Source organism: Thermogutta hypogea (assembly GCF_055386265.1).
In genome coordinates this window covers 1,649,639-1,675,655 of record NZ_AP042425.1, presented here as the reverse complement: position 1 = coordinate 1,675,655, position 26,017 = coordinate 1,649,639, and the positions used below count along the sequence as shown (strand labels likewise).

Genomic DNA, 26,017 nt, shown 5'->3' with positions numbered 1-26,017 from the left:
CGGCCTCCCCTCTCCCCACGCCCTTCCGGGGGAATCGAAGCTCCGACGGGATGGACTCCGATGAAGCCGTATCGCCTACGATGCATCGAGTTCCCAGCCCTTGCGATACTCGCGGAAAAGGGCGGCGTCCGCTTCGGCGTCGTTGCGTATATGGCCGGCAATCGGGTCGTATTCCAGTTCTCGCTCCGGGAAAAGCGTGGCCACGTTACCCAGCATCAGAAACTCGGTCAACGGTCCCGAGTAACCGAAGTGCGACATGGGAAGTCGCTCGCCCTTGCAGGCTTGCACCCACTCCCGCTCGTGGCTGCCATGCCGCGGCAGGATCCGGGGAGGTCTTTCGAGGGTCTTTGCTGCGTCCTCAGGAAGTAGGACGTACGTGGAATTGTGCCCGGTGGCGTGAATCATGGCTCGCTCGCCGACGATCAAGCACCCTGCGTGATCGTCCCATTTCTTCGCGCCGGCATCCCCCCAGTCGAGCTTCTTTCCCATCAAGGCCTCGACATGGTCCCGTTGCCCGGGCGAGCCTGCGCCGTTGAACCACCGGAAGAGGACGGGAGGCATTTGATCGCGAGCAGGAACGCGCCACTCCACGATCTCCCAGCGGGGATGGGTCGGACCGGGCGGAGAACCGACCTCGGCGCGGACTACGATCGGCGAAGTCGCGCCGCCGTCTCGCCACAGGGCGTCCACATGAAGCCCCATGAAGGCCATGTTTGCAGAATGCGATCCCCAGTTTCCCAGATTGCCGGTGGCGAAATCGCGCCAGGTGTGCCATTGCAGCCACTGTTCATCGAAGGGACGCTCCGCAGCCGGTCCCAACCAAACGTCCCAATTCAAATAGTCGGGCGGAGTACCGCGACCTTGAGGCAGAGGGCGCGGTCCCGGACCGCCGCCGTCCTTCCATACGTAAACCTCCTTCACCTCGCCCAGCCGGCCGGATTGGATCCATTCCACCCCTTCGCGGAAGGCGTCGGTGGCCGTGCCCTGGTTCCCCATTTGCGTGGCGACGCCGTGGCGCGCCGCATTGAGCCGCAAAATGCGCGCCTCTCGCACGTCATGCGTCAAAGGTTTCTCGCAATAGACGTGCTTGCCCAACTCGATCGCCGCGTTGGCAATCACCGCGTGATTGTGGTCGGGCACCGCAATCACGACGGCATCGATCCGCGGGCCTTCCGCGCCCAACATCCGGCGATAGTCGGAAAACTTGGGAGCGTCGGGAAATTTCTCGAAAGCAGCCGCTGCTCGTCGTTGATTGGCGTCACAGAGGGCGACGACCCGTTCGCCGATGGCGGGAATGGCGTGGACAAACCACTCACCGCGGCCGGAGACTCCCACCAAAGCAACGGCCAGCCGCTCGTTCGCCTCATAGCCCAGCGCCGACACGCGAGGCAAGATCATCGGCAAGCTCAGCCCGGCCAGGCTTGACGCCGCCCCATGCAGCCAGCCTCTGCGTGTCCAAAGCCGACGTCGCGATTGTGGATTCATGGCGTGCAACCCTCCAAGACGTGTCAGGAATCAGCCGGCGGCGGCTTGAGCGGCGTGCCATCGTTCTCGTAGATAGTCTTGGGTCTTAGCCAGGGCGGCCGCCATGACCTCCGGCTCCGGTTCGTCGTGCATAAAGGGGTTCACATACCAGCCGTAGTCGATCGACCGCAACGCCGCCAACCAGGGGGTGAAATCGCTCGGGCCGTACCCCGGCAATTGCGCCATGCCCTCCGCCTTCTGCCATGCGTAAAAGTAAAGTAGTTGGCGGCCGCAAATGCGCACCGCCTCGGCCACGTCCTCGCCTCGAGCCTGGATATGGTACGGTGCCAAGGCGATTCCCAAGCGCGGGTGCCGGTTGAGATCGGTGAAGGCCTTCAAGCTGTCGCACGAATCGAGGATCGCGTTTCCGTGATTTTCGACGGCCAAGTACGAGTCATATTTCTCGGCCAACTCCAACTCGGGTCGGAGCGATTCCAAGAAGGCCTTCATCTTGGGGACCAAGTCGGCGGGATCGCACGGCCCGGCACTACCGCGAACGGCCACGCCGCCCCCGCATCGCCCCAACAGTTCGGCGTACTTGGGATATCCGCCCGAGTACACCGAGAAGGCATAGAGCCTGAGATTGACCGAGTCCAACAGCTCTCGCAGACCGGATGCGCCGAGTCGATCCTGCACGTCGTCCAAATGCGGACAACCCGCGTGCGCCGACCAAATATCGACGGCTTCAAAACCCAACTCCGCGATCTTGCGGCAGGCCACCTCGATCGGCAAACGTGAAAAATTGATGGTGGACGCGGAAAGTCGTAGTTTGGGCGTATCGGAGCTATTCGCCGGCTCGAACGCCGATGCGGCCGAAAACGTCCAACGGCCGATCGCCGCGACCGATGCCGTTTTGAGCAGGGAGCGGCGGGAAAATCGGGAGGCCGACGTCATATGCATCGCTTCTCCTCGGGATGGGGATGACGTCGTTGCCGAATCGCTCGTGGTCGTACAATACGGATGTTGGTTCCCGACGTCGCAAACGTCAATGTAGTTTCCATGCGATGGGAAAGTCAATTCCGTGACAAGTATGACGGAACGACGCAGGCCGCCGCCAAGGGCTCCGGCAGTACGCAAGACAGGATGCCACCGCTGGGGATTGGGCGTCGTAGGCCGGTCGGTTACATACCCTGTTGATTCCACGGGTCCAAGTGGGGCGGTGTGCCGTTAGCCGGGTCGCAATCTTGAGCCTTCGGTGTGGAATATGGGGTTGACGGAGGACGATGATGAGCGGTTGCGTGGTATGGTTTCGTCGCGACTTGCGAGTGGTGGATAACCCCGCTCTGCTAGCGGCGGTTCGGCGGGGAGGCCCGGTAATCTGTCTTTTCGTCTGGGCACCGGAAGAGGAAGGGGATTGGGCGCCCGGCGCCGCATCACGCTGGTGGCTCCACCAATCCCTGGATCGGCTGGATGCTTCGTTACGGCGGCTTGGCTCGCGCTTGATACTGCGGCGTGGGCCGACGCGCGAGGCCATCGAAGAGGTAGTCGCCGCCACTCAGTGCGATGCCGTTTGCTGGAATCGTGTTTACGAGCCGGAAACCCTCCGCCGCGACGCAATGGTGAAGCGCTACCTTCGCGAAAACGGAACGGATGCGGAGAGTTTCAACGGCTCGCTGTTGTTGGAACCGTGGGAAGTCGTCACGGGCCAAGGCCGGCCGTATCAAGTGTTTACTCCGTTTTGGAAGGCGTGCACCGCGCGGCTGCCGCCCGGTCCACCGCAACCGGCGCCCGTGCGGTTGCCGTCTCCGCCTGCGCGACTTCACTCCCTCGCATTGAAAGACTTGGCGTTGGAGCCGACCATCGATTGGGCGGCGGGCTTCCGAGCGGCGTGGACTCCCGGTGAAGAAGGGGCGAAGGCGGCCCTGGATACTTTTCTCAACGAGGGTCTGGCCGCGTACGCCGATTCGCGGAACCGACCGGATCTACCGAGTACGTCGCGACTGTCTCCGCATTTGCACTTCGGCGAAATCAGTATTCGCCAAGTATGGCACGCAGTCCAAGGGCATCCTCAGGCTCGTAACTCAGGGCGGTACCACGAGAGTATTCGCGTCTTTTTCAGCGAGTTGGGTTGGCGCGAATTCGCCCATCACCTGCTTTATCATTTTCCGAATACACCTGATACGCCCCTACGGCAGGAGTTTCGGGATTTTCCCTGGGAACCTAACCGCGAACTCCTGCGGGCGTGGCAACGCGGGCGAACCGGCTACCCGATCGTGGACGCCGGAATGCGGGAATTGTGGCACACGGGATGGATGCACAACCGCGTGCGAATGATCGTCGCATCGTTTTTGGTGAAGCATTTGCTCATCCCCTGGACCGAAGGTGCGCGCTGGTTTTGGGACACATTGGTGGACGCCGACTTGGCCAACAACACCCTCGGCTGGCAGTGGACGGCGGGTTGCGGTGCCGATGCCGCCCCCTATTTCCGCGTCTTCAATCCCGTCCTGCAAGGCAAGAAGTTCGATCCCGATGGGGTTTACGTCCGCCGCTGGCTGCCGGAGTTGAAAGACGTTCCGACGCCTTACGTTCACAACCCGTGGGAAATGAGTGCGAAAGAAGGTGTCAAAGCCGGGTTGACGCCGGGTGACCGTTATCCGCCGCCGATCGTGGAGCACAGCGCAGCGCGAGCGCAGGCCCTGAAAGCCTGGGCGGCCCTTCGAAAATAGCGGCTTGCCGCGAAATCGTTGCTTGCCGAAGCGAATGCGTCTCGTTCGCCTCGCCTCGGTCGCGTAAAATGGGAATGGACGTGTGGCAAACCGACGCGACAAAGAATCCGCCTCCCTGAGCGAAATACCGGTTGCGATGCGGCCGTGCGTCTCGGCTAGGTTGCGCTGCGAACAGGAGGGGCTGGTATGCACCCGTACCGATCGGTCAGCTTGTCGCCGCCGTGCTTACGAAGAGAGTTCGGGCGGAGTGGCTTGCAAAGGCGGGCTGTTGTCGTGGGCGTTGGGCTGGTATGCTCCGCGGTGGCGCTGTTCGGAGGCCCTGGTCCGCGGGTAAGCTCGCAGTTCTTGGTTCAGGCCGAAGACAGCTCCGAGCGACGGTATCATTCCGGCGGCGACGGCTCCTGCTCGCATCACGGTTCCCGCGTTGCACCCATCTATGTGGTGCCTCCTTTTCCCATTTCGCGGACCTTTTCGTACTCGACCGTTGTGCCGGGGCCTGTGCCGTACGCATTCTACTATCGCCAACAGACCGTTTGGCCGTGGCAATGGAACGCCGGCTGCGGATCAGACGGTTACGGTGGGCTAAGTACCCTGCCGTATACCTATTATCAGTGGCGGGCCGTACCGCTCGTGACGACCTACCCTTTGCCCGGCCTACCTACCGGGCCGGTGCCCCAACGGAATCTTCGGCCGCCTGCTAATCCGGATCCGCAAGGGGCAGGCGGCGCGGTTCCTGCGCGAAGGGCGGGAGAGAACGCCTTTGCCCCCAACGATCGCAACGCCGGCGATGACAGGATGCTGCAAACCGGATGGCGGTTCCTGGAAAATGGAGACCGGCTCTTTGCCGAGGGAAAGTATCGCGATGCGTACGGCCAATATCGCAACGCCGCGAAGGCGGTGCCCCGCCTTGCGGAGGCTTACTTCCGCCAAGTGTTCGCGCTCGTCGCCGTTGGAGCTTATGAACCGGCTGCGCGAGCCGCCAAGACCGGTCTGGAGCTACATCCGGAATGGCCGAAAGGGCCGTTCCGGCTAATCACCTTGTACGGCAACGATGAAGCCGCCAAGCGCGAGCACATAGCCCGACTCGCAGAGGCCGTCCAACAGGCGCCGCAAAACGGAGATTTGTTGTTCCTGTTGGGAGTGATGCTCCACTTCGATGACCGAGCCGACGAAGCTCGAGCCTTCTTTGCTCAAGCCGTACCCTTACTAGCGGGGGTCGATCGGCACGTCCGCATATTCTTGGAAAGCGGTCCCTAAGTTCCCATGACGGGTTCCGACCGCCGGGGAGAATCATGACCACCGCCACGGCGGGGTGTTCATGCGAGAACCGGGGTCCGCCTAGCGCGTTGCCTTCGGGAAATAGTGCGGTGCGGAAGAGGTTGTCCGTGCTCTTGCGACGTTGGCGATTCCGCCCCTGCGTGGAAGAGTCCGGCAACAAGGAGAAAACCTAGGCCGACCGCGCTGATGGGCACGCCGTAGAACCCTAGAATGGCCGTTTTCAGTACCAGCGACCACCCCACCAGAATGCTACCGCAAACGAAGCTTGTGAGCCCCAGGGCAAGCGAAACCCAAAAGACGACGGCCGATTCTCTGCGATTTCGATGACCGTCTCGCTGATGGAAGGTGCCGCGGGGGGCGGGTCGTGCCCAATGCATGGCGGCGATGTCCGCATGTCTGCGGTCGTGCCGCGTCTTTCGCTTCGCCTCTCGGCCCGCGGCCTCCCCCGGTGGCAGGAGTGTGTCCAGGGCAAATCGCAGCTCGCGTAACCGAGACTCCAATTCCCACCAAGCGTCTCGGTTAGGAATTGACGAAGAATCCGCGTCCTGAGGCGTCAGGGCATTCGGGACCGGAGTTTCACCGCCGTCCGGTCCCAAAATGAAGCCGCGATTGGATACCGCCGCGTCGCGGGCTTCGCCTGGTATTCCAGAATCCGGGGAAACAGCCGAAAAGCGGTATGTCCCGCACTGGGGGCACAACATGCCGCCGTCGGGCTGGCGCACAATCGGAACATCTCGTTGGCAATGGTCGCACCACATCGTTTACAAGTTATCGACCATTCAACGTTGACGTCTTCAGCGAACTTACCGGTTGCGCGAGATTACGGGAGTTTTCTGACGATGGGCTAATTTGAGCGGCAACAACGAAGTGGGACGAATATGAGTTATGGGTAGGATACGGCGACCTGGAGTGTGATCCTAAACAACAACTGCCAGTCTGTTTGGGAAGCTACATTGCCGAACCTGCGCTATCCGTTGCGTCGCTAAACCCACTACGGGACCGTGGGAAAAACTTGCACAGCAGGAGACCGCCGAAATAGAGAAGGCTCAAGGGCACGGCCATAAGCAATTGGCTCGAAGGATCCGGAGGAGTCAAGATGGCCGAAGCCACGAAGATTACGAGGATCGCCATTTTCCACTGCGACAGGTAGTCCTTGACCGTAAATATCCCGATTCTTTCCAAGAAAAGCATGACGAGGGGCAATTGGAAGCCGATCCCGAACCCAAGCGGCAGGATCAGCACGAAGGAAAGCCAATCGCTAATTCGCGGTTCGAGTTGGATGCCCATCCACTCGTTGAACTGGAACAGGAATGTCAAGACCGGTTCGAAGACGTAGAAGAAGGCCATGGCGGCACCGGCGAAGAACAACGCCAGACTGAACGGCAGGAACGTGTACACGAACTTGCGTTCATGTCGATAGAGGCCGGCGGCCACGAAGGACCAGATTTGCAGGAATACCCAGGGAGCGGAGAGAATGGCTCCGACCAATAAGGACGCTTTGATGTAGATGGAAAAGGCCTCGTGGGCACTGAGGCTCTTGGCTCGCACTCGGGAGTCCTCTTTGGCGGGACGCCATGCGAAGATGTGGATCAACTCGCGATTGTCGACCTGCCCGGTGAGTGATTTGCCCGCTGCCTCCGCCGTCAGATCATAAGATTGGATAAGCACGTTGAGATGGTCCAAAGACTGCCGCAGCGAAGTCTCCAATGAGCCGACGGCTTCGGCCAGGACGCCGCAGGTCGGTCCATCGACGACGGTCTGCCAATCATTACGGGCTAATTGCTCTAGCGCCGCCCGCAACTCGGGAGAGTTCCGAAACCGCTGGGAATCCTCGTCAACGGCCAGACCTTGCGTCCAGTCGCCTTTGTTTTCGGCATTTTCTTCAGCCGCGGTTTGCGACCCCAATTGCAGCAGGAAAGCCCGATCTTCCTCCGCAATCTTTTCGCCGTTTTTGCCTTCCGCCGCCCGCTCAAGTCTTGCTTTTAGCGACGCCAACTGCCGGAGGCTATCCTCTCGGCGTTCGCGAATTCGTCGAAGGCTGCCGGGAACCTGCATCAAGACATCGCGGGGCGAGATCAAATACTCATCAACGAGCATTTGTTGCGACGCGATGAACTCGGCGGCGCCGTCGGCCGAGTAGGCCGTCTGGAGGCCTTCTGAAGTCATGCCTTTGAGGCGGTTGGCAACCTCTTTTTGCGACAGATTTACGTAATGCTTGGTGAGGGCCTTTTCCAAAGGAGTTTGGATCAATTTGACCACATGGTTCCCGAGGAACAGCCCGATCACAAAACCGATTGCCAAACCGACGATGGCGCGAAACAGGCATTTTCGCAGCTCCTCGAGGTGTTCCCCGAAGGTCATCGTAGATTCGCGAAAGAGGTCTTCGTCGGATTTCGGCGGCGGGAGCAGGCGAATCATGGGCAATATGAAGAAGTCGGGCGGGATGCCGGTTCGTTAGAAGCCGCGTGGCAAAACTCTTGAACCTTCCATCCTACCAGAGCCGGGAACGCCCCGCAATGAATCGGCCCGCCTCACCGCGCGTCCGCGATTGTGGAATGGCGGACGTGCCTTTTTTCCCAGCGGCGCTGACACAGTGACGCGGTGCCCGGTGGGGTGCCGGGCGGGTGCGGCGTCAGGCATTTGTTAGAGGAAGCCGCCACGAGCGACCGGGGATTTCCTGCTCGTTGGGACGCGGTGATGCTTTCGGGGCGTGCCGGCCCCAGGTGAGACCCGGGATTGGGGCCGAAGGGCGATAGTTGGAACCTGATGGCCGGCGCGATCAGCGTGCAAAGTCCTTTTGCAGGTTCACCAGATTCAGTACCTCGGTGCGCAAGACTTTCATGGTCAGCGGCATCTGCAAGATCCGGCGGTGGTCGCTCCGTACGGCAATGGCGGCGAGATGCTTTTGCGGCTCGTCGAGTAACAAAATCGCGGGCAGCAAATGCGTGCGAGGATCGTCGCCCAATTGGTTGAAACAGGTCAGCGCGGCGTCACCGAGCTCCGCAGCGCTGAAGATAACGCAATCCGGTGCCGATTCTTCGTCCCTGCACCGTTCCAAGGCCCTTTGCGGATCCGAGACCACCAGTACGCGCAAGCCCACTTTCTTCAAACCGTTTCGGAACAACTCTTGAAGTTCGTAGTTCGACTCGAGAACAAGCACGGTCGGTTGGGCATCGTTGGCAGCCCCGCCGTTGTGCAGGGTTTCTAGGTCCGAATCCGCCTCCCCTTGAGCGAGTTTTCTGGCCGCGGTCTTCAAGTCCAGCAGCATTTGGGCCGGGTTTTGGTAACGATAATTCACATCCAAGGACATGGCCTTGTTGATGATTCCCGTAAGCAGTCGAGGAACCGTTTTGTCCCGCTCTTGAATGGGGGGGATTTCGTAAAACCGGTTTTTGTTCATCCGTTTCAAGCGATCCTTGGTCTCGGACAAGGGGGCCGTACCGGTGAGCAGGTGGTAGAACATGCAACCGGAGAAGAAAATGTCGCTCCGCGGATCGTTGCGACTGACGCCCGTCAGCTTCTCCAAGGCGGCGTAATCGATCGCGCGGGCGTTGGGCGGGACTTCCGGAAGCATGGACTCCAAATACTCGTCCACGGTGGCCAAGCCGAAATCCACCAGCTTCGCGGTACCCTCACTGCTGATCAGGACATTGCTGAGCTTGAGATCGCGGTGCGTCAGTCCTTGACGATACGCATAATCCAGGCCGCTCAGGATGTCGATCATGATCCGAGTGGCCTCCAGCGGTTCCAGCTTCGTGCGAATCTTTAGGAATTCCCGCAAGTTTTGGCCCTCGACGAACTCCATCACGAGGTAATGCGTGCCGTTATAAGAGGAGACCTCGTAGACGGGTACGATGTTGGGGTGGCGCAAGACCATTCCGAGTTGCCCTTCCCGGAGGAACTGGCGATAGCACTCCGGACTCTCGCTGTACCTCTTGCGCAAAACCTTGAGGGCCACCACTTGATTGTTGGTTTGGTTGACGGCGCGGAAGACCCGGGCGAAGCTGCCCGCTCCGACCAAATACATCACTTTGTAATCACCGTAAAAAAACCCGTCGCGATCCCCCTTGAGGAGTTTTTCGATCTGATAATTGGTGAGGTACTCGCGGCGAACCAGGAATTGAAGGAATTCATCCAAGGGCACATTGCGACGCCCCAACTCCGACCAAATCCGCCGGAGATCCCAATCGTTGATCAATCCCAATTCCAGCGCCCGCTCGGCGGTTTTTTCAGCCGTCCAGTCGGTAGTCATACCCTCTGCTCCGGTGCCTTGAAAAAAACCGACTCCCCCCATGCCCCAAGAGACAGCAGTCGGCGATCGCGTCGGAAAGAAGCTTCCTTTATACTACGTTTGATTTTCGCTCGTCGCAATGAATCGGCGTCCCTCCCAAGGGGAAGCCGGTTCGGATTTTGTCCAACCCCGTAGTCGATCCGGCTCCACAAATCCCCACAGTGGATGCCCGTAGAAACGTGGCGATTCGACAGCGTTTTCCCTCAAATCATCATGGCAAGCACCGGAATCCTTTCGTAGAATAAATTTGTGCACAAGGTCGGGGTGGCAACCGCGAAATACAGGGCGTGGGAAAGTGTGCCGACTTGAACCGAGGCGGCCGGGGGTGGGGTCAGTAAGATCGCCCCGGTCGGAAAGGCGGCCGCGAGCGAGGGTCGCCGCCATGATTCAGGCTCCGGTTACCGGTATTGTGGTTGCCGCGCCCCCTTCGCGGGTGGTCGGATGTGCCTTTTCCATCGGCCTTATCTTTAGGGCATCGGCTGCATGACGGATTCTTCGGCGGAAACGTTTGCGAGGTCTCCCGCCGCATCGGGGGAACCGGCCGAACGCGTTGCCCCGCAGCCCGGCGAGACTTCGCGGCGGGACTCGCCCGAATCGCCTACCGAAATCTGGTTGGACGGCGGCGTGCTGGCCTGCGCTTGCCTTCAGTGCGGGGCTCCGATGTCGATTCGTCTTTGGCTGCGGATGGCGGATTGCTGGCGCTGCGGCCTGAGTATTGAACTGACCGAGGAGCAAGAGCAACAGGCGATGCGCCTGCTGCAACAGTGGGAATTTGAGAGGGAAAAAAGAACGGCGGATGCAGCATCCGCGATTCACCCGACGGTTTCCCGTTCAGCCCCCAAGAGCCGGCCCAAAAACGCAGAGCACGAAGCGTCGGCAACCGCGCCATCCAAGTCCGGCCGTTGGGCCGCCGAAGTTGCCCCTGGGGCCTCGCCTGTGTTGACGCCGGCTCCCTGGGAGGCACGCCGCCGAAGCGCAGTACCGCGGCGCGACTGGTACCGCGACGCGGCCGTGGCCGCCCGCCCGCAAACATTGGCACGAACCTTTTGGAGTGACTTGCCGGCCTGGCTGATCAGTTTGATCTTCCACATGGTGGCCTTGCTGCTGTTGGCTTTGCTCGCCGCCCCCGATTCGCGCCAACGTCCGGCCATCACCCTATCGACCTCCATCAATTATCGCGATCTGGAGGGTGAGGAAGGGCTCCTGAAGGAGCGCGAGGAACTCCCGGCGGAATTTGAGGAAGCCGGACTCGCCGTCCCGGTCGACATCGTTGCGGACGCGCCCCCCGGCGTGGACGAGGTGGAGGTTCCTTCCGTCGCCGATCCGGTTCCGTTGAATATCTCCAGCTATTTGGCCGACAGCAGCGTCGCGACTCCCTTGGCTCCGCCGCCGGTGGGTGTGATGTTTGCCGGCCGAGATCCGAGCGTGCGCAGCCGCTTGCTGGAACAGGGAGGCGGGACGAACGAGACCGAGGCCGCCGTAGCGCGGGGCCTTCGCTGGCTGTCGCGGTACCAAAACCGGGACGGCAGTTGGAGCCTGCACGCCTTCCATCGCGCGCCGGGGGCCGTCGGAGACGAGGACGGCTTTGGGCAGGAGTCGGACGTGGCGGGCACTGCCTTGGCGCTTCTGCCTTTCCTCGGGGCAGGCCAAACGCATCGGGACGGCGAGTACCGATCTCTGGTCTTGAAAGGGTTGAATTGGCTCGTCGGTCGTCAGGGAAAGGACGGCGACTTGCGGGGAAGCGGAATCGGGGATATGTACGCGCACGGCCAAGCCGCCATCGTCTTGTGCGAGGCCTACGCCATGACCCGCGATCCTCAACTCCGCGAACCGGCACAAAAGGCATTGGACTTTATTGTGCGCGCACAGCACTCGGCCGGTGGTTGGCGCTACGACCCGGGCCAGGCTGGGGATACGAGCGTTCTGGGATGGCAATTGATGGCCCTGCGCAGCGGCAAAATGGCGTACCTTCGCGTTCCGGATCGAGTCTTTGCCGGAGCCTCACGGTACCTCGACAGCGCTCAAGCCGACCGCTATGGCGGACGCTACGCCTATCTCCCGGGCGGCGGAGCCACCCCCACCATGACCGCCGAGGCCCTGCTTTGTCGTCAATATCTAGGCTGGCCGCGGGATCATCAAGGGCTGAAGGCGGGGGCCTACTATCTTCTCAACGAGAACCGGCCCAGCTCGCAAAGGCTCGACACTTCCATGCCATGGTTTTACTACATTTACTACGCCACGCAGGTCATGCATCACATGGGCGGAGATTTCTGGCGAAAATGGAATGACGCCATGAAGGAAACCCTCTTGACGACTCAGCGCAAGACGGGTTCATTGGCAGGGAGTTGGGATCCGCTTGATCAATACGGGCGTCAAGGCGGTCGGATTTACACCACGGCTCTGGCGATATGTACCTTGGAAGTCTATTACCGCCACATGCCCCTCTACGATTCCTCGCCGGCCTTGCTCGTGAAGACCGCGGAGTTGGGAGGCGAAGGGGGCGGCGCGCCCGACAAGTCAAACGGCCGCACAACCCAGTAAGCCGATTCGCGAGGATTGCTGCGACGCCTCGGATCCGGATGTGGGTCACCCTTTCAGTCGCATTCATTTTTTGACGCAGCTTTACTCGAAATCCAAGTCGGCGTCGGCGGCTGTTTGACGGCGTCGGAGGCGTGCGAAGCAAGTCCTTGAAGAACCACACGCTTGGCAGGGAACACATCGGGCGATAAGATCACGGAGGCGTTTCGAAGCCGTTCGTCCCGTCCAAAAATTGCCGCAGCGTCTCGCCCCGTTGAAGGCGTCCCTCTTTCCCACACATCGCCGGTTCACGAGGAGAGTCCATGATGATGCGATGGAGCACATGCCTCGCGGTTGGAATTTGCTTTGGATGCTTTTCCATCCAAGCGGCGGAGGAAACGCCGATCTCCGCCATGAAACCGTTTCCCGTGACTTGGGGGAACCTCGAGGGGAGCAAGATCGATTTCTCTTATCTGCTGGAAAAACCGGCCGGAAAATCGGGGTTCATCACTGTCCGTGACGGTCGCCTTGCCACGGCAGACGGCAAGAGGATCCGCTTTTGGGGCGTGAATCTCTCGGGCAAGGGCTGTCTCCCTCCGAAGGAACACGCCGAGGCCATGGCGGAACGATTGGCACGCTGGGGTGTCAACTGCGTGCGTTTTCACTTTTTCGACCGCCCGGCACCGAATGGAATCATCGACGCATCCCGAAGCGATACACGCCGCCTTGATCCGGAGTATTTGGATCGGTTGGACTACCTGACGGCCCGGCTTAAGGCGTGGGGAATCTACAGCGACATCAATCTGAATGTAGCGCGATCCTACAAGGCCGACGACGGCGTCCGGGATCATGAACTGCTGGGATTCGCGAAGGGGCTCACGTACTTCGATCCGCGGCTTCTGGAGCTTCAGAGAGAATATGCCCGAGCCTTATTGACGCATAAGAACCCGTATACCGGCAACGAATACCGTCACGAACCGAGCGTTGCCGTCGTCGAGTTGGTAAACGAGAACTCGCTGATCGAAGCCTGGATGGACGGCCGTTTGCGGGGAACGAATACCCGAAAGAACCCCGGAACCTGGACCGACATACCGGCTAGTTATGCCGCCGATTTGACGCGGCTCTACAACGATTGGTTAACTCGGAACGTCTCGCCCGAAACCCTCGGTCGCATCCGAAGCGAGGCCTCCGTCCAAGAGGGCGAGTGGATTCCGCGATTGAGTCCGGATCAGTTTTCTTCTGCCTCCGCCGAACGATTTCACACGGAAGCCATGTTCTACATGGACTTGGAACGTCAGTACTTCCGCTCCATGCAGAGTTTTCTGCGTGAAGACTTAGGGGTCCGATCACTCATCGTGGGTAATAGCGACCACGGTCACGGGCAGTCAGGATATCCGATCGTAGCCGGGACCTCTCTCCTCGATGTGGTGGACGGCCACGTCTATTGGCAGCACCCCTCCTACATTCGCGATCCCGATACCGGCAGGACTCTGGGGTTCAAGATTCCCAATACTCCCATGGTCGTCGATCCGCTGCACTCCACGGTCGCGCAACTAGCCCGCACTCCCCTAGCCGACAAACCCTACACCGTGTCGGAGGTGAATCACCCGTTCCCCCATCGATTCGCCTGCGAGGGCATCCCGATTCTCGCCGCCTACGGGGCTTTCCAGGACTGGGATGGTATCTTTTGGTACACCATGACTCACGCTGAAGTTGTGGGAGTTGAGCCGCGAATTGCGGGGCACTTTGATTTGGCGTTCGATCCCGTCAAGATGACGCAATTAGCGGCTTGTACGGCGGCCTTTCTCCGCGGAGACGTCCGGGCGGCTGAGCGGATGATGCTGCGGTCTTACAGTCCGGAGGACGTCCGCGAGAGCATACGCCTAAGGAATCGTTGGGAGCTGAGCCCCTTCTACTCGCCCGGATTTCCGGCCGCTTTACCGCTACAGCACGGGGTTCGGGTAGAGTCGCTCACGAGTGAAACCCGCATTCCCGCCGAAGTTCCCGTGGACAACCCGATCCGTTCCGATACGGGCGAGTTGGCTTGGTTGACGCAGGGAAAAGATCGCGGTTTGGTGGTCATCAATTCCGCCGGTTTCCAAGCGGTGATCGGCCATTGCCGCGATCTGCCGACGGAGACCGCCCACATGCGGCCTGAAATTGAAAATGATTTTGCGGCGATCACGCTTTCCGCAGTGGAACCGGCACCTATTCGCGGCGCGGATCAACTCTTATTGACAGTCTGCGGGACGGCGGCTAATGCCGGGCAAAAATGGAACGCCGACCGAACGTCCTTGGAAGACTGGGGACACGCCCCTACGGAAATCGAGATCATTCGCGGGAATCTCTTCTTGAAAGAGATTGCAGCCACGGGAATCGAGATCGTTCCCCTCGATGCGGAAGGACGTCCTTTGGCCGGGGCCTTCGCGGCGGAGAGGTCGTCCTCCGCTTGGCGTATTCCGCTCGGTGAGTTCGCCACGACTTGGTATCTGCTTCTCATCCGCCGATAGCTTGGTAGTTTCCCACCTGTTCGAGTTATGGCATCGCGGAGACATGGCTCTCGCGTCGGGGGGCATGCTGAGTTTGCGTGACCACTAGCCGTCACAGTCAACCTTCAGCCTTCTACCGTCCCCGGCCTGGGTCATCGATTTAACTTCGTTGATTACCTCTCCATCAATCGAAAGAAATCCCCCTAAAGAGGAGTGTGCCGAGTGGTTCCCGTCTGGTTGTCAAGCAAATAGCCGCGAATCCAATGCTTTTCGAAACCGTCCTCGCCCAGAGGGTTTAATAGTGATGGGAGGGCTGTGAAGTTTTGGCTGGGAAATGCTGCCACAGCAAACGGCACTGCCTCGCCGGTTCATTGGGGTTCCGAGAATTGCCATGGCGATGGGGCCCAGAAAAGTTGTTTTTGGAGCCTCGGCGAATTCTTAACATAATGAGGATAGGGATTCCTATTCCTCGAGCTCCGAAGGGGCGTCATTCGTTCGGGCCTTGTCGCTCCCTGCGTTGAGCGGGGGTGTCGCCGCCCCACCCCGATCGGCGAACCTTCGGAATGATGCGCGAACTTTTGCGGTCCATTTTTGGGGAGAACTCGATGCGTTCTTTCACCAGTTTGCCTGCCCCAATTTGTGGGGGCTTTTGTGGTCTGCGCTTGTGGGCCGCGGCATGGGTCGCGTTGACGGCAGCCGTTTTCGCGGCGGTCGGTCAAGCCGCCGAACGCGAGGTGGTCGGTGTCTTGGCCCTGGCACTGGAACCGGATGTTGCTCAGCAGATAGGGCTGACGCCGACACAATTGTCGCACATCAACCAAATCGTCGTGGATCGGGAAGCCGAAGTATTGGATTTCGCATCGGACTTTCGGGGGCTGACGCCGGATGAGCGATTTGCCAAGCTCGCCCCTTTCCGTAAAGAGAGTGAAGAGAAAGGCCTTGCCGTTCTAAGCCCGCAACAACGGGCCAAGCTCGAACAGTTGCGCTTCAAGCGTTACGGTCTGTCCGTTTTGGCAGACCCCGTCCTTGCGGAACGGCTGCGAATCCCGCCGGAACAGCAAGCGGCTGTTCGTGATGCGGTGCGGGCACGAGAGGAGAAGCTTCGGGAATTGGGGCCTAATCCGCCGGAGGATGAGGTCAAGAAGCTGGACGAGCCCATCGCCGCATTGCTGGGTGAACCGCAGCGAGCCGCGCTGCGAGCCGTCCTCATGGGGGAAAGTCCCGCTCAGACGGCAAGCATCCCGGCGGTCTCTGCGGAAAGCGCCGACGGACAACCTGCCGCGGAATCGACAACGGAGCCTACGGATCCGTCATCCCCTCGACCCATCAACCCTGATACCATGCCCGCTGCCTCGATGGCTCAAGGTTCGGAACCAGAAGTTTCGCCTGTCCAGGCCCCTCCTACTTCGCCCGTACCCCCGGGTGAAAGTCAATCCGACGCCGCTGCGACGGAAAACATGCCGGGATCGGCTGGTATGGAATCCCCCGAGGCGGCAACCCCGGTCGAAGAAGCAGCTTCGTCCGCACCCGCCGCGGCGGAAAGCGAGGCGTCATCCGACGCGGCGACCTCTGGAGCTTCGCCTTCACCCCCGGCGTCCGGCGCCGTAATTCAGCCTCCTCAAGAAGTGCTGCCGGTTTCTCCTTCGCCGCAGACGGAAAGTCCCGCGCCTTCGTCAACCGACGCCGCTCGTCCTCAACCGACGGTCGAGGGGCCGATGCCCGACGGCAATGGCGACGCGAGTAAAGAGTCTGCCAACGTCCCGCCGCCGACGGAACCCGCTCCGCCGATGCCGGCCGCGCAGCCGGTCGGTCCTCCTACGATCACTTCCGGTACTCCGCCTGCCGGGGAGGCCCAAGCTGGACCGCCGGCAACCCGTGAGCAGGCGGCAGCGATGGCAGCTGTTGCAGGGCCCCTGCCCTCGTCGGAGGTTCGACTGCGTTTCAATTTTCGCTATCAGCCTTGGCAGGAAGTATTGAAGTGGTTCGCCGAGCAAGCGGGTTTGTCGCTCGTGATGGAGAACGCACCGTCGGGGACGTTCAATTATGTCGACGACCGAGAGTTTACGCCGTCGGAGGCCATCGACCTGCTCAACAGCGTGCTCTTGATGAAGGGGTACATGCTGGTTCGGAAGGAACGGATGCTGATCTTGCTGAACCTCGACGACGGCATTCCGCCGAATCTTGTGGATACCGTCTTGCCCGAGGACCTGGATAAACGGGGCGATCATGAACTCGTGAGCACGCTCTTCCAGCTTCAACGCATGTCGCCCGAAGAGGCTGAGACGGAGGTGAAGAAGCTTCTTGGGCCGCAGGGGAGCGTCCTGGTGTTGCCCAAGTCCAAACAATTGTTCGTGACCGAGACGGCGGGAAAACTGCGAACGATTCGGCGGGTGATTGACGCGATCGAGAACCCGGAGGCGGCCGCGAATAACGTGCGTGTGATTCGAGTCAATCCGTCCACGGTCGATCAGGTACTGAACATCGTCCGGCAGATGTTTCAGATTCCGGCCGATCAGAACTCCACAGCGGACGGGAATTTGCGATTCGCATTGGACCCGGGCGGAGCTAGGCTGCTCGTCACCGGAACGCCCGACATGTTGGATAGGTTCTCCAAGGTGGTGGAGGCCGCGGACCCCACTGCCTCCGGTGCATCCGGCTCGAGCATCGATTCCACGCCGCAACTGGAAGTCTATCCCGTGACCGCCGCCGACCCGCAAGCCGTCCTCGAAGTGTTGCAGACGCTGTTGGTCGGGATGCCCGACGTTCGGTTGGCCATTGATCCCAAGACGGGCAACCTGATTGCCTTCGCCCGTCCGGCTCAGCACGCGACAATACGGGCGACGTTGCAACAACTGCAAGGGGAAGCGGGACAGGTCGAGGTCATTCCGCTTCGTGTCGTCGATCCGCAGTTGGCGGTGCTGGCCATCAACAAGTTGTTTGGGACGGCGGACGGCGGCAACATCAACGCCCCGACCGTGGATGCCGACATCATGACGCGGCAGCTCCTGATTCGCGGCAGCCGATCCCACATCGAGCAAATTCGCGAAATGCTGCGAAAGATGGGCGAGCCGGAGCCCGGAGCGGGTGGCGGAAATGTGAATCTCATCCGGACGATCCCTATGTCGCCGGAAGTGGCCGAGGCCATGCTACGGGAACTCCAAGCCGTCTGGCCCAACGTGCGAGAGAATCGCTTGCAGGTGATTGTGCCGCGTTCGGTCTCCGATGACGCTTCGCCGCCCGAGCCTGGGCCACCCACCGGGGCCGACGGTCAGCCGGCGGAACGCGGTCAATTGGAATCTTTTCGCATTCCGCTGGGAGCCGCCGGAATGACCACGCGTAGATTGGTGGTGGGCGGCGTGCCGAATCGGTCCTCGGGGCAGACCGCTCCAACGTCGTCCGGCAGCCAGCCGCCCCAACCTCAACCTAGTCCCACCTGGCCCTCTCCCGGCGGTTGGGGACCTCCGGGCGGATTCGGCCCGCCGGGCCCATGGGGTCCTCCCGGCGGTTTTCAGCCTCCAATCCCGCAAGGGTCGGACGACCACGAACATTCGCACGAACAGCGATCCGACTCCGATCGCTCGACGGCGATCCCGCAAACTAACGATCGTCTGACCGTCGAAGGCGGCGACCGTGAGAACTTTGAAACGCCCTTTCGGCTCGTAAGCCGATCGGCGGAGACAAGCGGCACGGAGGGGGAAACGAGCGGCAACGTTCCGGCCCCCGCCCCAAGCGAGTCCGGTGGTGCGGCACCGGTGGCTCCGCCTGCCGACTTGCCGCGCGCTTTGGCGACGGGAGCGCCGCCGGTCGTGGTGGCCGTCACTCCCGACGGGCTGGTGATTGCCTCTCAAGACCCGGACGCTCTCAACCAACTCGAAGACTTGCTTCGCAGGATGATGACAACCGGGCAGTACCAGTCCAGTAGCGGCCCGGAACTGGTGGTCTACTATCTGAAACATGCCAAGGCGGAAACCGCCGGAGCGATTCTCGACCAGATTTTGGGGGGCGGCACACTGACCAGCAGCGGCTCGACCGGCGGTTCCTTGGTCGGCGAAATCGCTCGGGCTGCTTTTGGCAACGTGGGCGGCGGCCTGGTCGGAAGCCTGCTTGGCGCGGAGGAAAGCTCTGCCGGGAGCAGTTCCTCCAGCGCCGACAGCATTTCCAAACGCATTCAAATTACCCCGGATAGCCGCCTCAACGCGTTGATCGTGCAGGCCTATTCCGAGGACCTTCAACTCGTGGAAGAGATTCTCCGCGTGCTCGATCGTTCCGACAGTCCGGAAGATGTGGCGGTGCAGCCCAAGACCGTCATCATTCCGGTCCGAAACACCCAAGCCGAGGAAATCGCGCAAATCCTCCGTAGCGTTTATCAGGATCGACTGGTCACCGGATCCGGACAACAGCGGGCGCCCTCGCCGCAAGAACTGATTCAGTTGTTACGCGGGGGGCGCGGAGGCGGAGGAGGCCGCTCACAGCCCCAAGAGGAAACGCCCAAGATGTCGATCGGCGTCGATTCCCGCACCAACTCCCTGATCGTTTCCGCCCCGGAACGACTGCTCAAAGAGGTCCAGCAGTTGGTCGAGCAACTGGATCAGAGGGCCGAGACCGAATCAGAGGAAACCACGCAGGTGGTGACTCTGGAACGGGCCAATCCGGAGTCGATTCGGTCCGCTTTAACGGCTCTGCTGGGCGGAGATGTGCAGATTCGCGGGAGCACGGGTTCTTCGGGCGTCCGGACCGGGACGTCCACGGGTTCCAGCACTCAATTTCGCGGCGGTTTCGGGGGCCAGCCCGGCGGATTCCAAGGATTCTCAGGCGGTTTCCCCGGCGGCTTTCAAATGGGTGGCAACAGCGGATTCATGCGGGGCGGGTTCACTCGCGGCGGAACCACCGGCGGAAATTCAAGCTTTCGGAGATCGGGACGCTAACTCGTTCGAAGTCAACCTCCTGTTTTACGGAGCGGCTGTGGGGGTTGCGTCAAGCAGCCGGCGTGATAAAATCTCTTGAGTCGTGAGCCTGGAGTGCCGATTAGCTTTGTTGCACTAGTTGCCGCAAGATTGGTCGGCCCCGCGCATACGTGCCTTTTGCGGGAATTCCCGACGTGGCCGTTGCTTCTTAAAACGGTCGTAGGGGCGGCCGGACGCGTTGCATGGATAGGGCACACGGCTTCCACACCCGCGGAAGGTGAAAGCGTTTGCGGCTCGATAAAAAGGCGCCGTAGCCAAGCGGCTAAGGCAGTGGATTGCAAATCCACCATTCGCCGGTTCGAATCCGGCCGGCGCCTCTCAGTTTCCCTCTACTCCCCACTTTTCGTTTCGTCCGCGGCGTCTACGCGACGGTCCCCGCTCCAAGGCGAGTCGGTCCTCGAGTCGCAAGCTAAATCCCCTGAGGGACAAGCGCTTCTCCGGTGGCGATCTCAAGGAAGCCCGGTGTGATGGCTCTCGCCAGCCTTGCCCATGAGCGCATGCCAGGGCCACAGCGGCTTGGAGCCTCAGGCGCCTGTTGCGGAGAACGTGCACGAATTCGTCTCCGTTGAGCGGCTGAAGGTAACGATTCCTAATCACAGCAGCGTCATTTTTTTCGGTGATCATCGATCCGAAGCAATGCCAAGGACGTAATAAGTCTGTCAGTTCCACCAATTTTGCTTAGCAAATCTGGCTGAGCTGTTTCTTGCTGAGTGTTATGCTTGGAGCATCACGCGATAGATCGCCCCTACTATTCGCCCGTTGTGCGGAGTGACGCTATGACCATGGATAGACGCGAACTTGTCAAGGCGGGAGCCCTGACGGCAGCCGGGGTTCTGGCGACGGGGGCATTGGTGGCTCGGGCAAGGCTCGATCGCGAGACAGGCGATCCTCAAGGCGAGGGCACGGTCCGGCAGTTGACCGTCCTCAACAACATCGAACCCCGGTTTGACGAGGACGTCCTGCTGCGAATGCAGCGCGATCTGGTGAAGGCCATGGCCAAGCCGGTTGAGCAGCGCCGCTGGGTCATGGTCATTGATCAACGCAAATGCGTGGGCTGCCATGCCTGTACGATCGGATGCGTAGCAGAGAATAAACTCCCGCCCGGCGTGGTGTACCGACCTGTCATCACGGAAGAGCGCGGTGAGTTTCCGAACGTTCACCTGAAATTCACGCCGCGTCCTTGCATGCAATGCGAAAGGCCGCCGTGCGTTCCGGTATGCCCGGTCAAAGCTACCTGGCGACGGCCCGACGGCATCACGATCGTCGATTACGACAAGTGCATCGGCTGCCGGTATTGTCTCACCGCTTGCCCGTACGGTGCTCGCACCAGCGACTTCGGCTTACATTACATGGATGGGGCCGCAGTCGGAGCGGATGGAGCCGCGGTGATGGGACCGGACCAGAAGTTGGAAGATCTGCCGAATTACGAATACGGCAAGGCGTGGGGCCGCGACGGACATCGCAGTCCGGTCGGCAACGCCCGAAAGTGTCATTTCTGCTTGCATCGATTGGAAGTGGGGCAGCTACCCATGTGCGTTACGACGTGCATCGGCAGGGCCACCTACTTCGGTGACGCTTCGGACCCCGACGCGTTGGTGACGGAGTTGATCGCGAAAAACAACGTTTACACCCTTCTTCCGCACAAAGGAACCAGTCCGCGCGTCTTCTATATCGCATAACTTGCCGGCACGGCCCATGGCACAGCGAAACGCGGCAAATTCCATGGGAGGTTCGAAAATGGCGTCGCTTCATTCAACGAGCGTGGCGGAACGTGTGGCATCTTCCCCTCTGATCAGACTTTTGCTTTGGGCTCTGTGGCTGATCGCACTGGGGTTGGGGCTGGTGGGCGTCTATCAGCGCTGGCTGTTGGGGCACCTGCCTGCCGGCTACGGTTCGTTTGTGCCGTGGGGTTTGTGGGTGGCGATCTATTTTCACGGCGTCGGGATCGCGGGTGGAGCCTTCCTGTTGGGGGCGGGAGGATTCCTCGTAGGGCTACCGGGATTTCGCAATCCGGCCACGCTGCGAACGGTGATCGTCCTCTCCGTCGCAGCCGTCATTCCGGCCTTCCTGGGAGTCTGGTTGGATTTGGGCCACATGGAAAGAGCGGCCTTCATCTTTTTCTCCCCCAATTTCAACAGCATGATGACGTTGAACGCGTGGATGTACAACGCGTTCATCATTCTGGCCGCGGTGTGTTGGCTGATGACGTTTCAACGACGGTCGGCCTGGCTCAAGCCGTTGTTGGCGCCGGCCATACTGTTTTCCATCATGTTTCCCAGCCAAAGCGGTGCGTTCTTCGGCGTGGTCGAGGCCAAGGGTTTCTGGCATAGTGCCTTGCTGCCCATGCTGTTCCTGGCGTCCGCGATTACGGCGGGCGGCGCCACCTTGTTGGCGGTGCGCATCCTCCTCGGCCCCGGCGCCGAATCGGCCGCGGATCACGAGGCGGCCGTCCGGCGTCTGCGTGCCGTGACTTTGATCGGATTGGCCGTCTATTTCGCGTTCGAATTCGCGGAGTTCTCGATCGCGCTGTGGAATCCCGACGTCCACGCTCCGGCCATCGAGTTGATCCTTCGCGGCCCGTACTGGTGGGTGTTCTGGATCGTACATCTGATTCTGGGGGGAATTCTGCCGTTCGCCCTTTTCCTCACCCGGCGAACCAACGCTTGGTTGATCGCAGCCATCCTCGTGGGCGTGTGTTTCATCAGCGCACGCTTGAACGTCTTGATTCCCGGACAAGCGGTTGGGGAGTTGGAGGGGTTGCAGGATGCCTTTCACCACGAGCGGCTGAAATACATCTACCACGCGACGCCCATGGAGTACTTTGTGGGGCTGTTCTTGCTTGCGGTGGGAGTGGCGGTGTTCTTTCTCGGCTCCAAGATCAACGACGTGGCTGCGCGACATTTCGGATTGCATGACTGAGGCACTTCGAGGCGTTCCATGAATACGAACAAGCGTTCCCAACATCAGACGCGTCGCGGATTCTTGGCGGGCGGCGCGCTGCTGGGCAGCGGCTTACTCTCGGCCGTTGCTGATGCCGGAGCCGCTTTGGGCGCCGACGGCGGTACGGGAGCTGCTATTTTGAACAGTCCTCGTCCCGACGTCCCCTACGACCCGGCGAAACCGGAGAACATCATCTATAGCGTTTGCTTGCAATGCAATACAGGCTGCGGCATCAAGTGCAAGATTCAAGACGGTTACGTCACGAAAATCGACGGAAATCCTTACAACCCGTGGACGCTCCTCCCGCATCTTCCCTACGCCACCCATCCCGTGGATGCCGCGGCGGTGGACGGCGCGATCTGCCCCAAAGGCCAGGCAGGCCTGCAAACCGCCTACGACCCGTATCGCATCCGTAAGGTGCTCAAGCGGGCCGGCAAGCGGGGGGAGAACAAATGGATCACCATCCCCTTCGAACAAGCCATACAAGAGATTTGCGAAGGCGGGACGCTTTTCCGCCATGTCCCGGGCGAAGAAAATCGTCAAGTCGAGGGGGTGGCTGCCTGCCTTGCGCTGAAGGATCCGGACGTCTCTAAGGTCATGGATGCCGACATCAAAGCCATCTGGAACGAAAAGGACAAGGACAAGAAAAAGGAATTGGTCGCGGCCTTTAAGGAGAAACACGCGGCCCATTTGGATGTGCTGATCGACCCGGATCATCCGGATTTAGGTCCCAAAAACAATCAGATCGTCGTGATGTGGGGGCGGCTGAAGGATGGTCGGGGCGACTTATACAAACGGTTTGCGGCCGCCCTGGGTACGGTTAACGCACATGGTCATACAACCGTGTGCCAAGGCTCGTTGTATTTTACTTGCAAGGCGATCAGCGAACAGTATATCGACGGTAGGTTCACCGACGGTCAGAAATTCTATTGGCAGGCCGATACGGAGAACGCCAAGTTCATCCTTTTCGTGGGCGCCAATCTTTTTGAGGCCAATTACGGCCCGCCCAATCGCACCGTTCGATTGACGGGCAACCTGGCGACCGGTCGAACCAAGATCGCCGTGGCCGATCCGCGGTTCAGTAAGCTGGCAAGCAAAGCCTGGAAGTGGCTGCCGTTGAAACCCGGCACGGACGCTGCGGTCGCCATGGCCATGATTCGCTGGATCATCGAACAAAAACGTTACGATGCCAAGTTCCTGTCCTGCGCCAATAAGGCGGCGGCATCGGCCTCCGGCGAGAACAGTTGGTGCAACGGGACCTGGTTGGTGACGATCCACGACGGCGTACCGGGAAAATTCGTGCGGGCGGCGGACGTGAAGATCGACGGTCAGCCCTTGGTACAGGCGCAGACCCGGCCGACCGCAGACGGAAAAGGGGAGTATACCGAAAAGTTCATGCTGGTCATGGTCGACGGTAAACCGACGGCCGTCGATCCTAACGACGCGGTAACCCCCGTATTCGGCGATCTTTTCGTGAACACGACCCTCCCGGACGGCACCGTCGTCAAGAGCGCCCTGCAAATCCTCTACGAATCCGCCTGCGAGCGCACCACGGCGGAATGGGCCGCCCTGGCCGACGTCAAGGAAGAGGATGTCATCGCGATCGCCCGCGAGTTGTCGTCTTACGGAAAAGCCGCCTGCGTGGATGTGCACCGCGGCCCGGCGCAGCACACGAACGGATTCTACAACGTGCTTAGCTGGATGACGCTCAACATGTTGCTGGGCAACTTTGACGCTAAGGGAGGCATGATCAAGGCCGCCACCTGGGATATCAGCGGAAAAGGCAAGCTCTTCGACCTCAAGGCGCACCCGGGGAAAATCACGGCTTTCGGAATCAGTTCCATCCGGCACGGCATCGATTACGAAAAGACCACGATTTTTTCGGGTTACCCCGCCAAAAGGAACTGGTATCCGCTTTCCAGCGACGTTTATGAGGAAATCATTCCGTCCATCGGCGACGCCTATCCCTATCCCATCAAGGTCTTGTTTACCTACATGGGAGCGCCGAATTATGCACTCCCGGCAGGGCACACCAATACGGCCGTGCTGAGCGATCTCGAGAGGTTGCCGCTGTATATCGCCGTGGACGTCGTGATCGGCAGCACATCCATGTATGCCGACTATATTTTCCCGGACTTGAGCTTTCTGGAACGTTGGGAGTTTCAGGGCAGCCACCCCAACATTCCGCAAAAAGTACAGCCCGTCCGCCAGCCGGTCATCGCACCTATTCCGGAAGAATGCACGGTTTTCGGTCAGAAGATTCCTATCAGCTTCGAAGCCTTGTTGTTGGGTATCGCCGAGCGGTTGAATCTGCCGGGATTCGGAGAAGGCGGCTTCGGCGAGGGACTGCCGCTGAAGCATCCGGACGATTTGTACCTACGTGCGGTGGCGAATCTGGCATTCGGCGAGAAGTCGGACGGTTCGCAGAACGTTCCCGACGCCGATCAGCGCGAGATGGAAGTATTCCTGGCGGCCCGCCGACACTTGCCGCCCACCGTGTTCGATCCGGCCCGATGGCGAGAAATCGTCGGCGAAAAGATGTGGCCTAAAGTCGTGTACGTCCTCTCGCGGGGCGGTCGCTTCGACGACTACGAAAAGGGATATCGGGGTGATCGAGCGGCCAATGCCTACGGGGCCTTGCTCAACCTCTATCAAGAGAAAACGGCTTCCACAGTTCACGCGGGCACCGGCCGGCCCAATCCGGGCTTTGCGTGCTACCTCCCGGTTCGCACGTTCGAAGGGAACGAACCGGATCAGTATCGGAAGGACTACGAGTTGGCGATGATTACGCATCGGGTCATCAGTCAGACGAAGAGCCGGACCATCGCAGATCCCTGGTTGTCCGCCTTGATGCCTGAGAACGGCATCCTCGTCAATCCGAGGGATGCGGAACGCCTCGGTTTGGTTCATGGACAGCATGTCAAGGTCACCAGCGCTACCAATGTCCAAGGCGAATACGACCTGGGAGCGGCGGGCAGAAAACCGATGATCGGCAAAGTCGTGGTTACGCAGACCATCCGGCCGGGCGTCGTCAGCTTCGCGTTAGGATTCGGGCATTGGGCGACGGGAGCCTCCGACGTGGAAATCGACGGCGTCGTAATTCGGGGGGAAAAGCGGCGCTCGCTCGGAATTCACGCTAACGCCGCCATGTGGACCGACCCCTTGGTCCAGAATACCTGCATGTTCGATCCCGTCGGCGGCAGCGTGAGTTTTTACGATAGCCACGTGAAACTCGAGCCGATCCCCTCTCGAGCGTTCGGCGGATGATCTCCGGTTCCTAACACGAGACCGCGATACAGCCGGGGGGGCCTGCGTACCTGCTCGCCGTGGCGCGTGGTGCGGGAACCG

At 60.4% G+C, this 26,017-nt stretch carries 13 protein-coding genes and 1 tRNA gene; 9 read left to right on the top strand and 5 right to left on the bottom strand.

The genetic code is table 11. The features are described from left to right. Nucleotides 1–75 precede the first annotated feature (75 nt). Both ACZ5B4_RS06040 and ACZ5B4_RS06035 read right to left on the bottom strand, forming a co-directional pair. On the bottom strand, nucleotides 76–1,485 hold the full coding sequence (locus ACZ5B4_RS06040) for a Gfo/Idh/MocA family protein (protein WP_464913532.1): 1,410 nt from the start codon (nucleotides 1,483–1,485) through the stop codon (nucleotides 76–78). A gap of 30 nt (nucleotides 1,486–1,515) precedes the next feature. Next, nucleotides 1,516–2,418: a sugar phosphate isomerase/epimerase family protein gene (locus ACZ5B4_RS06035; protein ID WP_464913531.1), complete on the bottom strand. Its 903-nt coding sequence runs from the start codon at nucleotides 2,416–2,418 to the stop codon at nucleotides 1,516–1,518. Nucleotides 2,419–2,747: 329 nt separating this feature from the next. Between ACZ5B4_RS06035 and ACZ5B4_RS06030 the strand changes: the two genes are divergently transcribed. Together ACZ5B4_RS06030 and ACZ5B4_RS06025 are read left to right on the top strand one after the other, a co-directional pair. Then, complete coding sequence (locus tag ACZ5B4_RS06030) at nucleotides 2,748–4,190, top strand: cryptochrome/photolyase family protein (protein ID WP_464913530.1); 1,443 nt, start codon at nucleotides 2,748–2,750, stop codon at nucleotides 4,188–4,190. 273 nt (nucleotides 4,191–4,463) lie between these two features. Further along, entirely contained in the window at nucleotides 4,464–5,447 is a 984-nt protein-coding gene (locus ACZ5B4_RS06025; RefSeq protein WP_464913529.1) for a hypothetical protein, read from the top strand. 969 nt (nucleotides 5,448–6,416) lie between these two features. Here ACZ5B4_RS06025 and tatC read toward each other — a convergent pair. Then, complete coding sequence (gene tatC, locus ACZ5B4_RS06020) at nucleotides 6,417–7,829, bottom strand: twin-arginine translocase subunit TatC (protein WP_464913528.1); 1,413 nt, start codon at nucleotides 7,827–7,829, stop codon at nucleotides 6,417–6,419. 418 nt (nucleotides 7,830–8,247) lie between these two features. Beyond that, nucleotides 8,248–9,720 carry a protein kinase domain-containing protein gene (locus ACZ5B4_RS06015; RefSeq protein ID WP_464913527.1) on the bottom strand — a complete coding sequence of 491 codons (1,473 nt, stop codon included), beginning with the start codon at nucleotides 9,718–9,720 and terminating at the stop codon, nucleotides 8,248–8,250. 522 nt (nucleotides 9,721–10,242) lie between these two features. On the opposite strand from ACZ5B4_RS06015, the gene ACZ5B4_RS06010 reads away from it, so the two are divergent. Beyond that, on the top strand, nucleotides 10,243–12,300 hold the full coding sequence (locus tag ACZ5B4_RS06010; protein WP_464913526.1) for a prenyltransferase/squalene oxidase repeat-containing protein: 2,058 nt from the start codon (nucleotides 10,243–10,245) through the stop codon (nucleotides 12,298–12,300). 190 nt (nucleotides 12,301–12,490) lie between these two features. Here ACZ5B4_RS06010 and ACZ5B4_RS06005 read toward each other — a convergent pair whose 3' ends face one another. Then, entirely contained in the window at nucleotides 12,491–12,691 is a 201-nt protein-coding gene (locus ACZ5B4_RS06005) for a hypothetical protein (protein ID WP_464913525.1), read from the bottom strand. On the opposite strand from ACZ5B4_RS06005, the gene ACZ5B4_RS06000 reads away from it, so the two are divergent. From ACZ5B4_RS06000 to ACZ5B4_RS05975, 6 genes are all read left to right on the top strand, one after another. Continuing rightward, entirely contained in the window at nucleotides 12,690–14,786 is a 2,097-nt protein-coding gene (locus ACZ5B4_RS06000) for a hypothetical protein (RefSeq protein ID WP_464913524.1), read from the top strand. The two genes, ACZ5B4_RS06005 and ACZ5B4_RS06000, sit on opposite strands and share 2 nt — an antisense overlap. A gap of 584 nt (nucleotides 14,787–15,370) precedes the next feature. Continuing rightward, nucleotides 15,371–19,690 carry a secretin N-terminal domain-containing protein gene (locus tag ACZ5B4_RS05995; RefSeq protein ID WP_464913523.1) on the top strand — a complete coding sequence of 1,440 codons (4,320 nt, stop codon included), beginning with the start codon at nucleotides 15,371–15,373 and terminating at the stop codon, nucleotides 19,688–19,690. A gap of 283 nt (nucleotides 19,691–19,973) precedes the next feature. Further along, a tRNA-Cys gene (locus ACZ5B4_RS05990) sits at nucleotides 19,974–20,046 on the top strand. Nucleotides 20,047–20,505: 459 nt separating this feature from the next. After that, entirely contained in the window at nucleotides 20,506–21,408 is a 903-nt protein-coding gene (locus tag ACZ5B4_RS05985) for a 4Fe-4S dicluster domain-containing protein (RefSeq protein ID WP_464913522.1), read from the top strand. A 58-nt stretch (nucleotides 21,409–21,466) separates the two neighbouring features. Then, entirely contained in the window at nucleotides 21,467–22,648 is a 1,182-nt protein-coding gene (nrfD, locus tag ACZ5B4_RS05980) for an NrfD/PsrC family molybdoenzyme membrane anchor subunit (RefSeq protein ID WP_464913521.1), read from the top strand. Between the two features lie 18 nt (nucleotides 22,649–22,666). Continuing rightward, nucleotides 22,667–25,936 carry a molybdopterin-dependent oxidoreductase gene (locus ACZ5B4_RS05975; protein ID WP_464913520.1) on the top strand — a complete coding sequence of 1,090 codons (3,270 nt, stop codon included), beginning with the start codon at nucleotides 22,667–22,669 and terminating at the stop codon, nucleotides 25,934–25,936. Nucleotides 25,937–26,017 lie beyond the last annotated feature (81 nt).

What these genes read in the sequence shown, in the direction of transcription:
- nrfD (WP_464913521.1), top strand. Translation starts at nt 21,467, where the DNA reads ATGGCGTCGCTTCATTCAACGAGCGTGGCGGAACGTGTGGCATCTTCC.
- ACZ5B4_RS06015 (WP_464913527.1), bottom strand. Translation starts at nt 9,720, where the DNA reads ATGACTACCGACTGGACGGCTGAAAAAACCGCCGAGCGGGCGCTGGAA.
- ACZ5B4_RS06030 (WP_464913530.1), top strand. Translation starts at nt 2,748, where the DNA reads ATGATGAGCGGTTGCGTGGTATGGTTTCGTCGCGACTTGCGAGTGGTG.
- ACZ5B4_RS05985 (WP_464913522.1), top strand. Translation starts at nt 20,506, where the DNA reads ATGACCATGGATAGACGCGAACTTGTCAAGGCGGGAGCCCTGACGGCA.
- ACZ5B4_RS06000 (WP_464913524.1), top strand. Translation starts at nt 12,690, where the DNA reads ATGAAACCGTTTCCCGTGACTTGGGGGAACCTCGAGGGGAGCAAGATC.
- ACZ5B4_RS06005 (WP_464913525.1), bottom strand. Translation starts at nt 12,691, where the DNA reads ATGGCGGAGATCGGCGTTTCCTCCGCCGCTTGGATGGAAAAGCATCCA.
- tatC (WP_464913528.1), bottom strand. Translation starts at nt 7,829, where the DNA reads ATGACCTTCGGGGAACACCTCGAGGAGCTGCGAAAATGCCTGTTTCGC.
- ACZ5B4_RS06035 (WP_464913531.1), bottom strand. Translation starts at nt 2,418, where the DNA reads ATGACGTCGGCCTCCCGATTTTCCCGCCGCTCCCTGCTCAAAACGGCA.
- ACZ5B4_RS05995 (WP_464913523.1), top strand. Translation starts at nt 15,371, where the DNA reads ATGCGTTCTTTCACCAGTTTGCCTGCCCCAATTTGTGGGGGCTTTTGT.
- ACZ5B4_RS06010 (WP_464913526.1), top strand. Translation starts at nt 10,243, where the DNA reads ATGACGGATTCTTCGGCGGAAACGTTTGCGAGGTCTCCCGCCGCATCG.
- ACZ5B4_RS05975 (WP_464913520.1), top strand. Translation starts at nt 22,667, where the DNA reads ATGAATACGAACAAGCGTTCCCAACATCAGACGCGTCGCGGATTCTTG.
- ACZ5B4_RS06040 (WP_464913532.1), bottom strand. Translation starts at nt 1,485, where the DNA reads ATGAATCCACAATCGCGACGTCGGCTTTGGACACGCAGAGGCTGGCTG.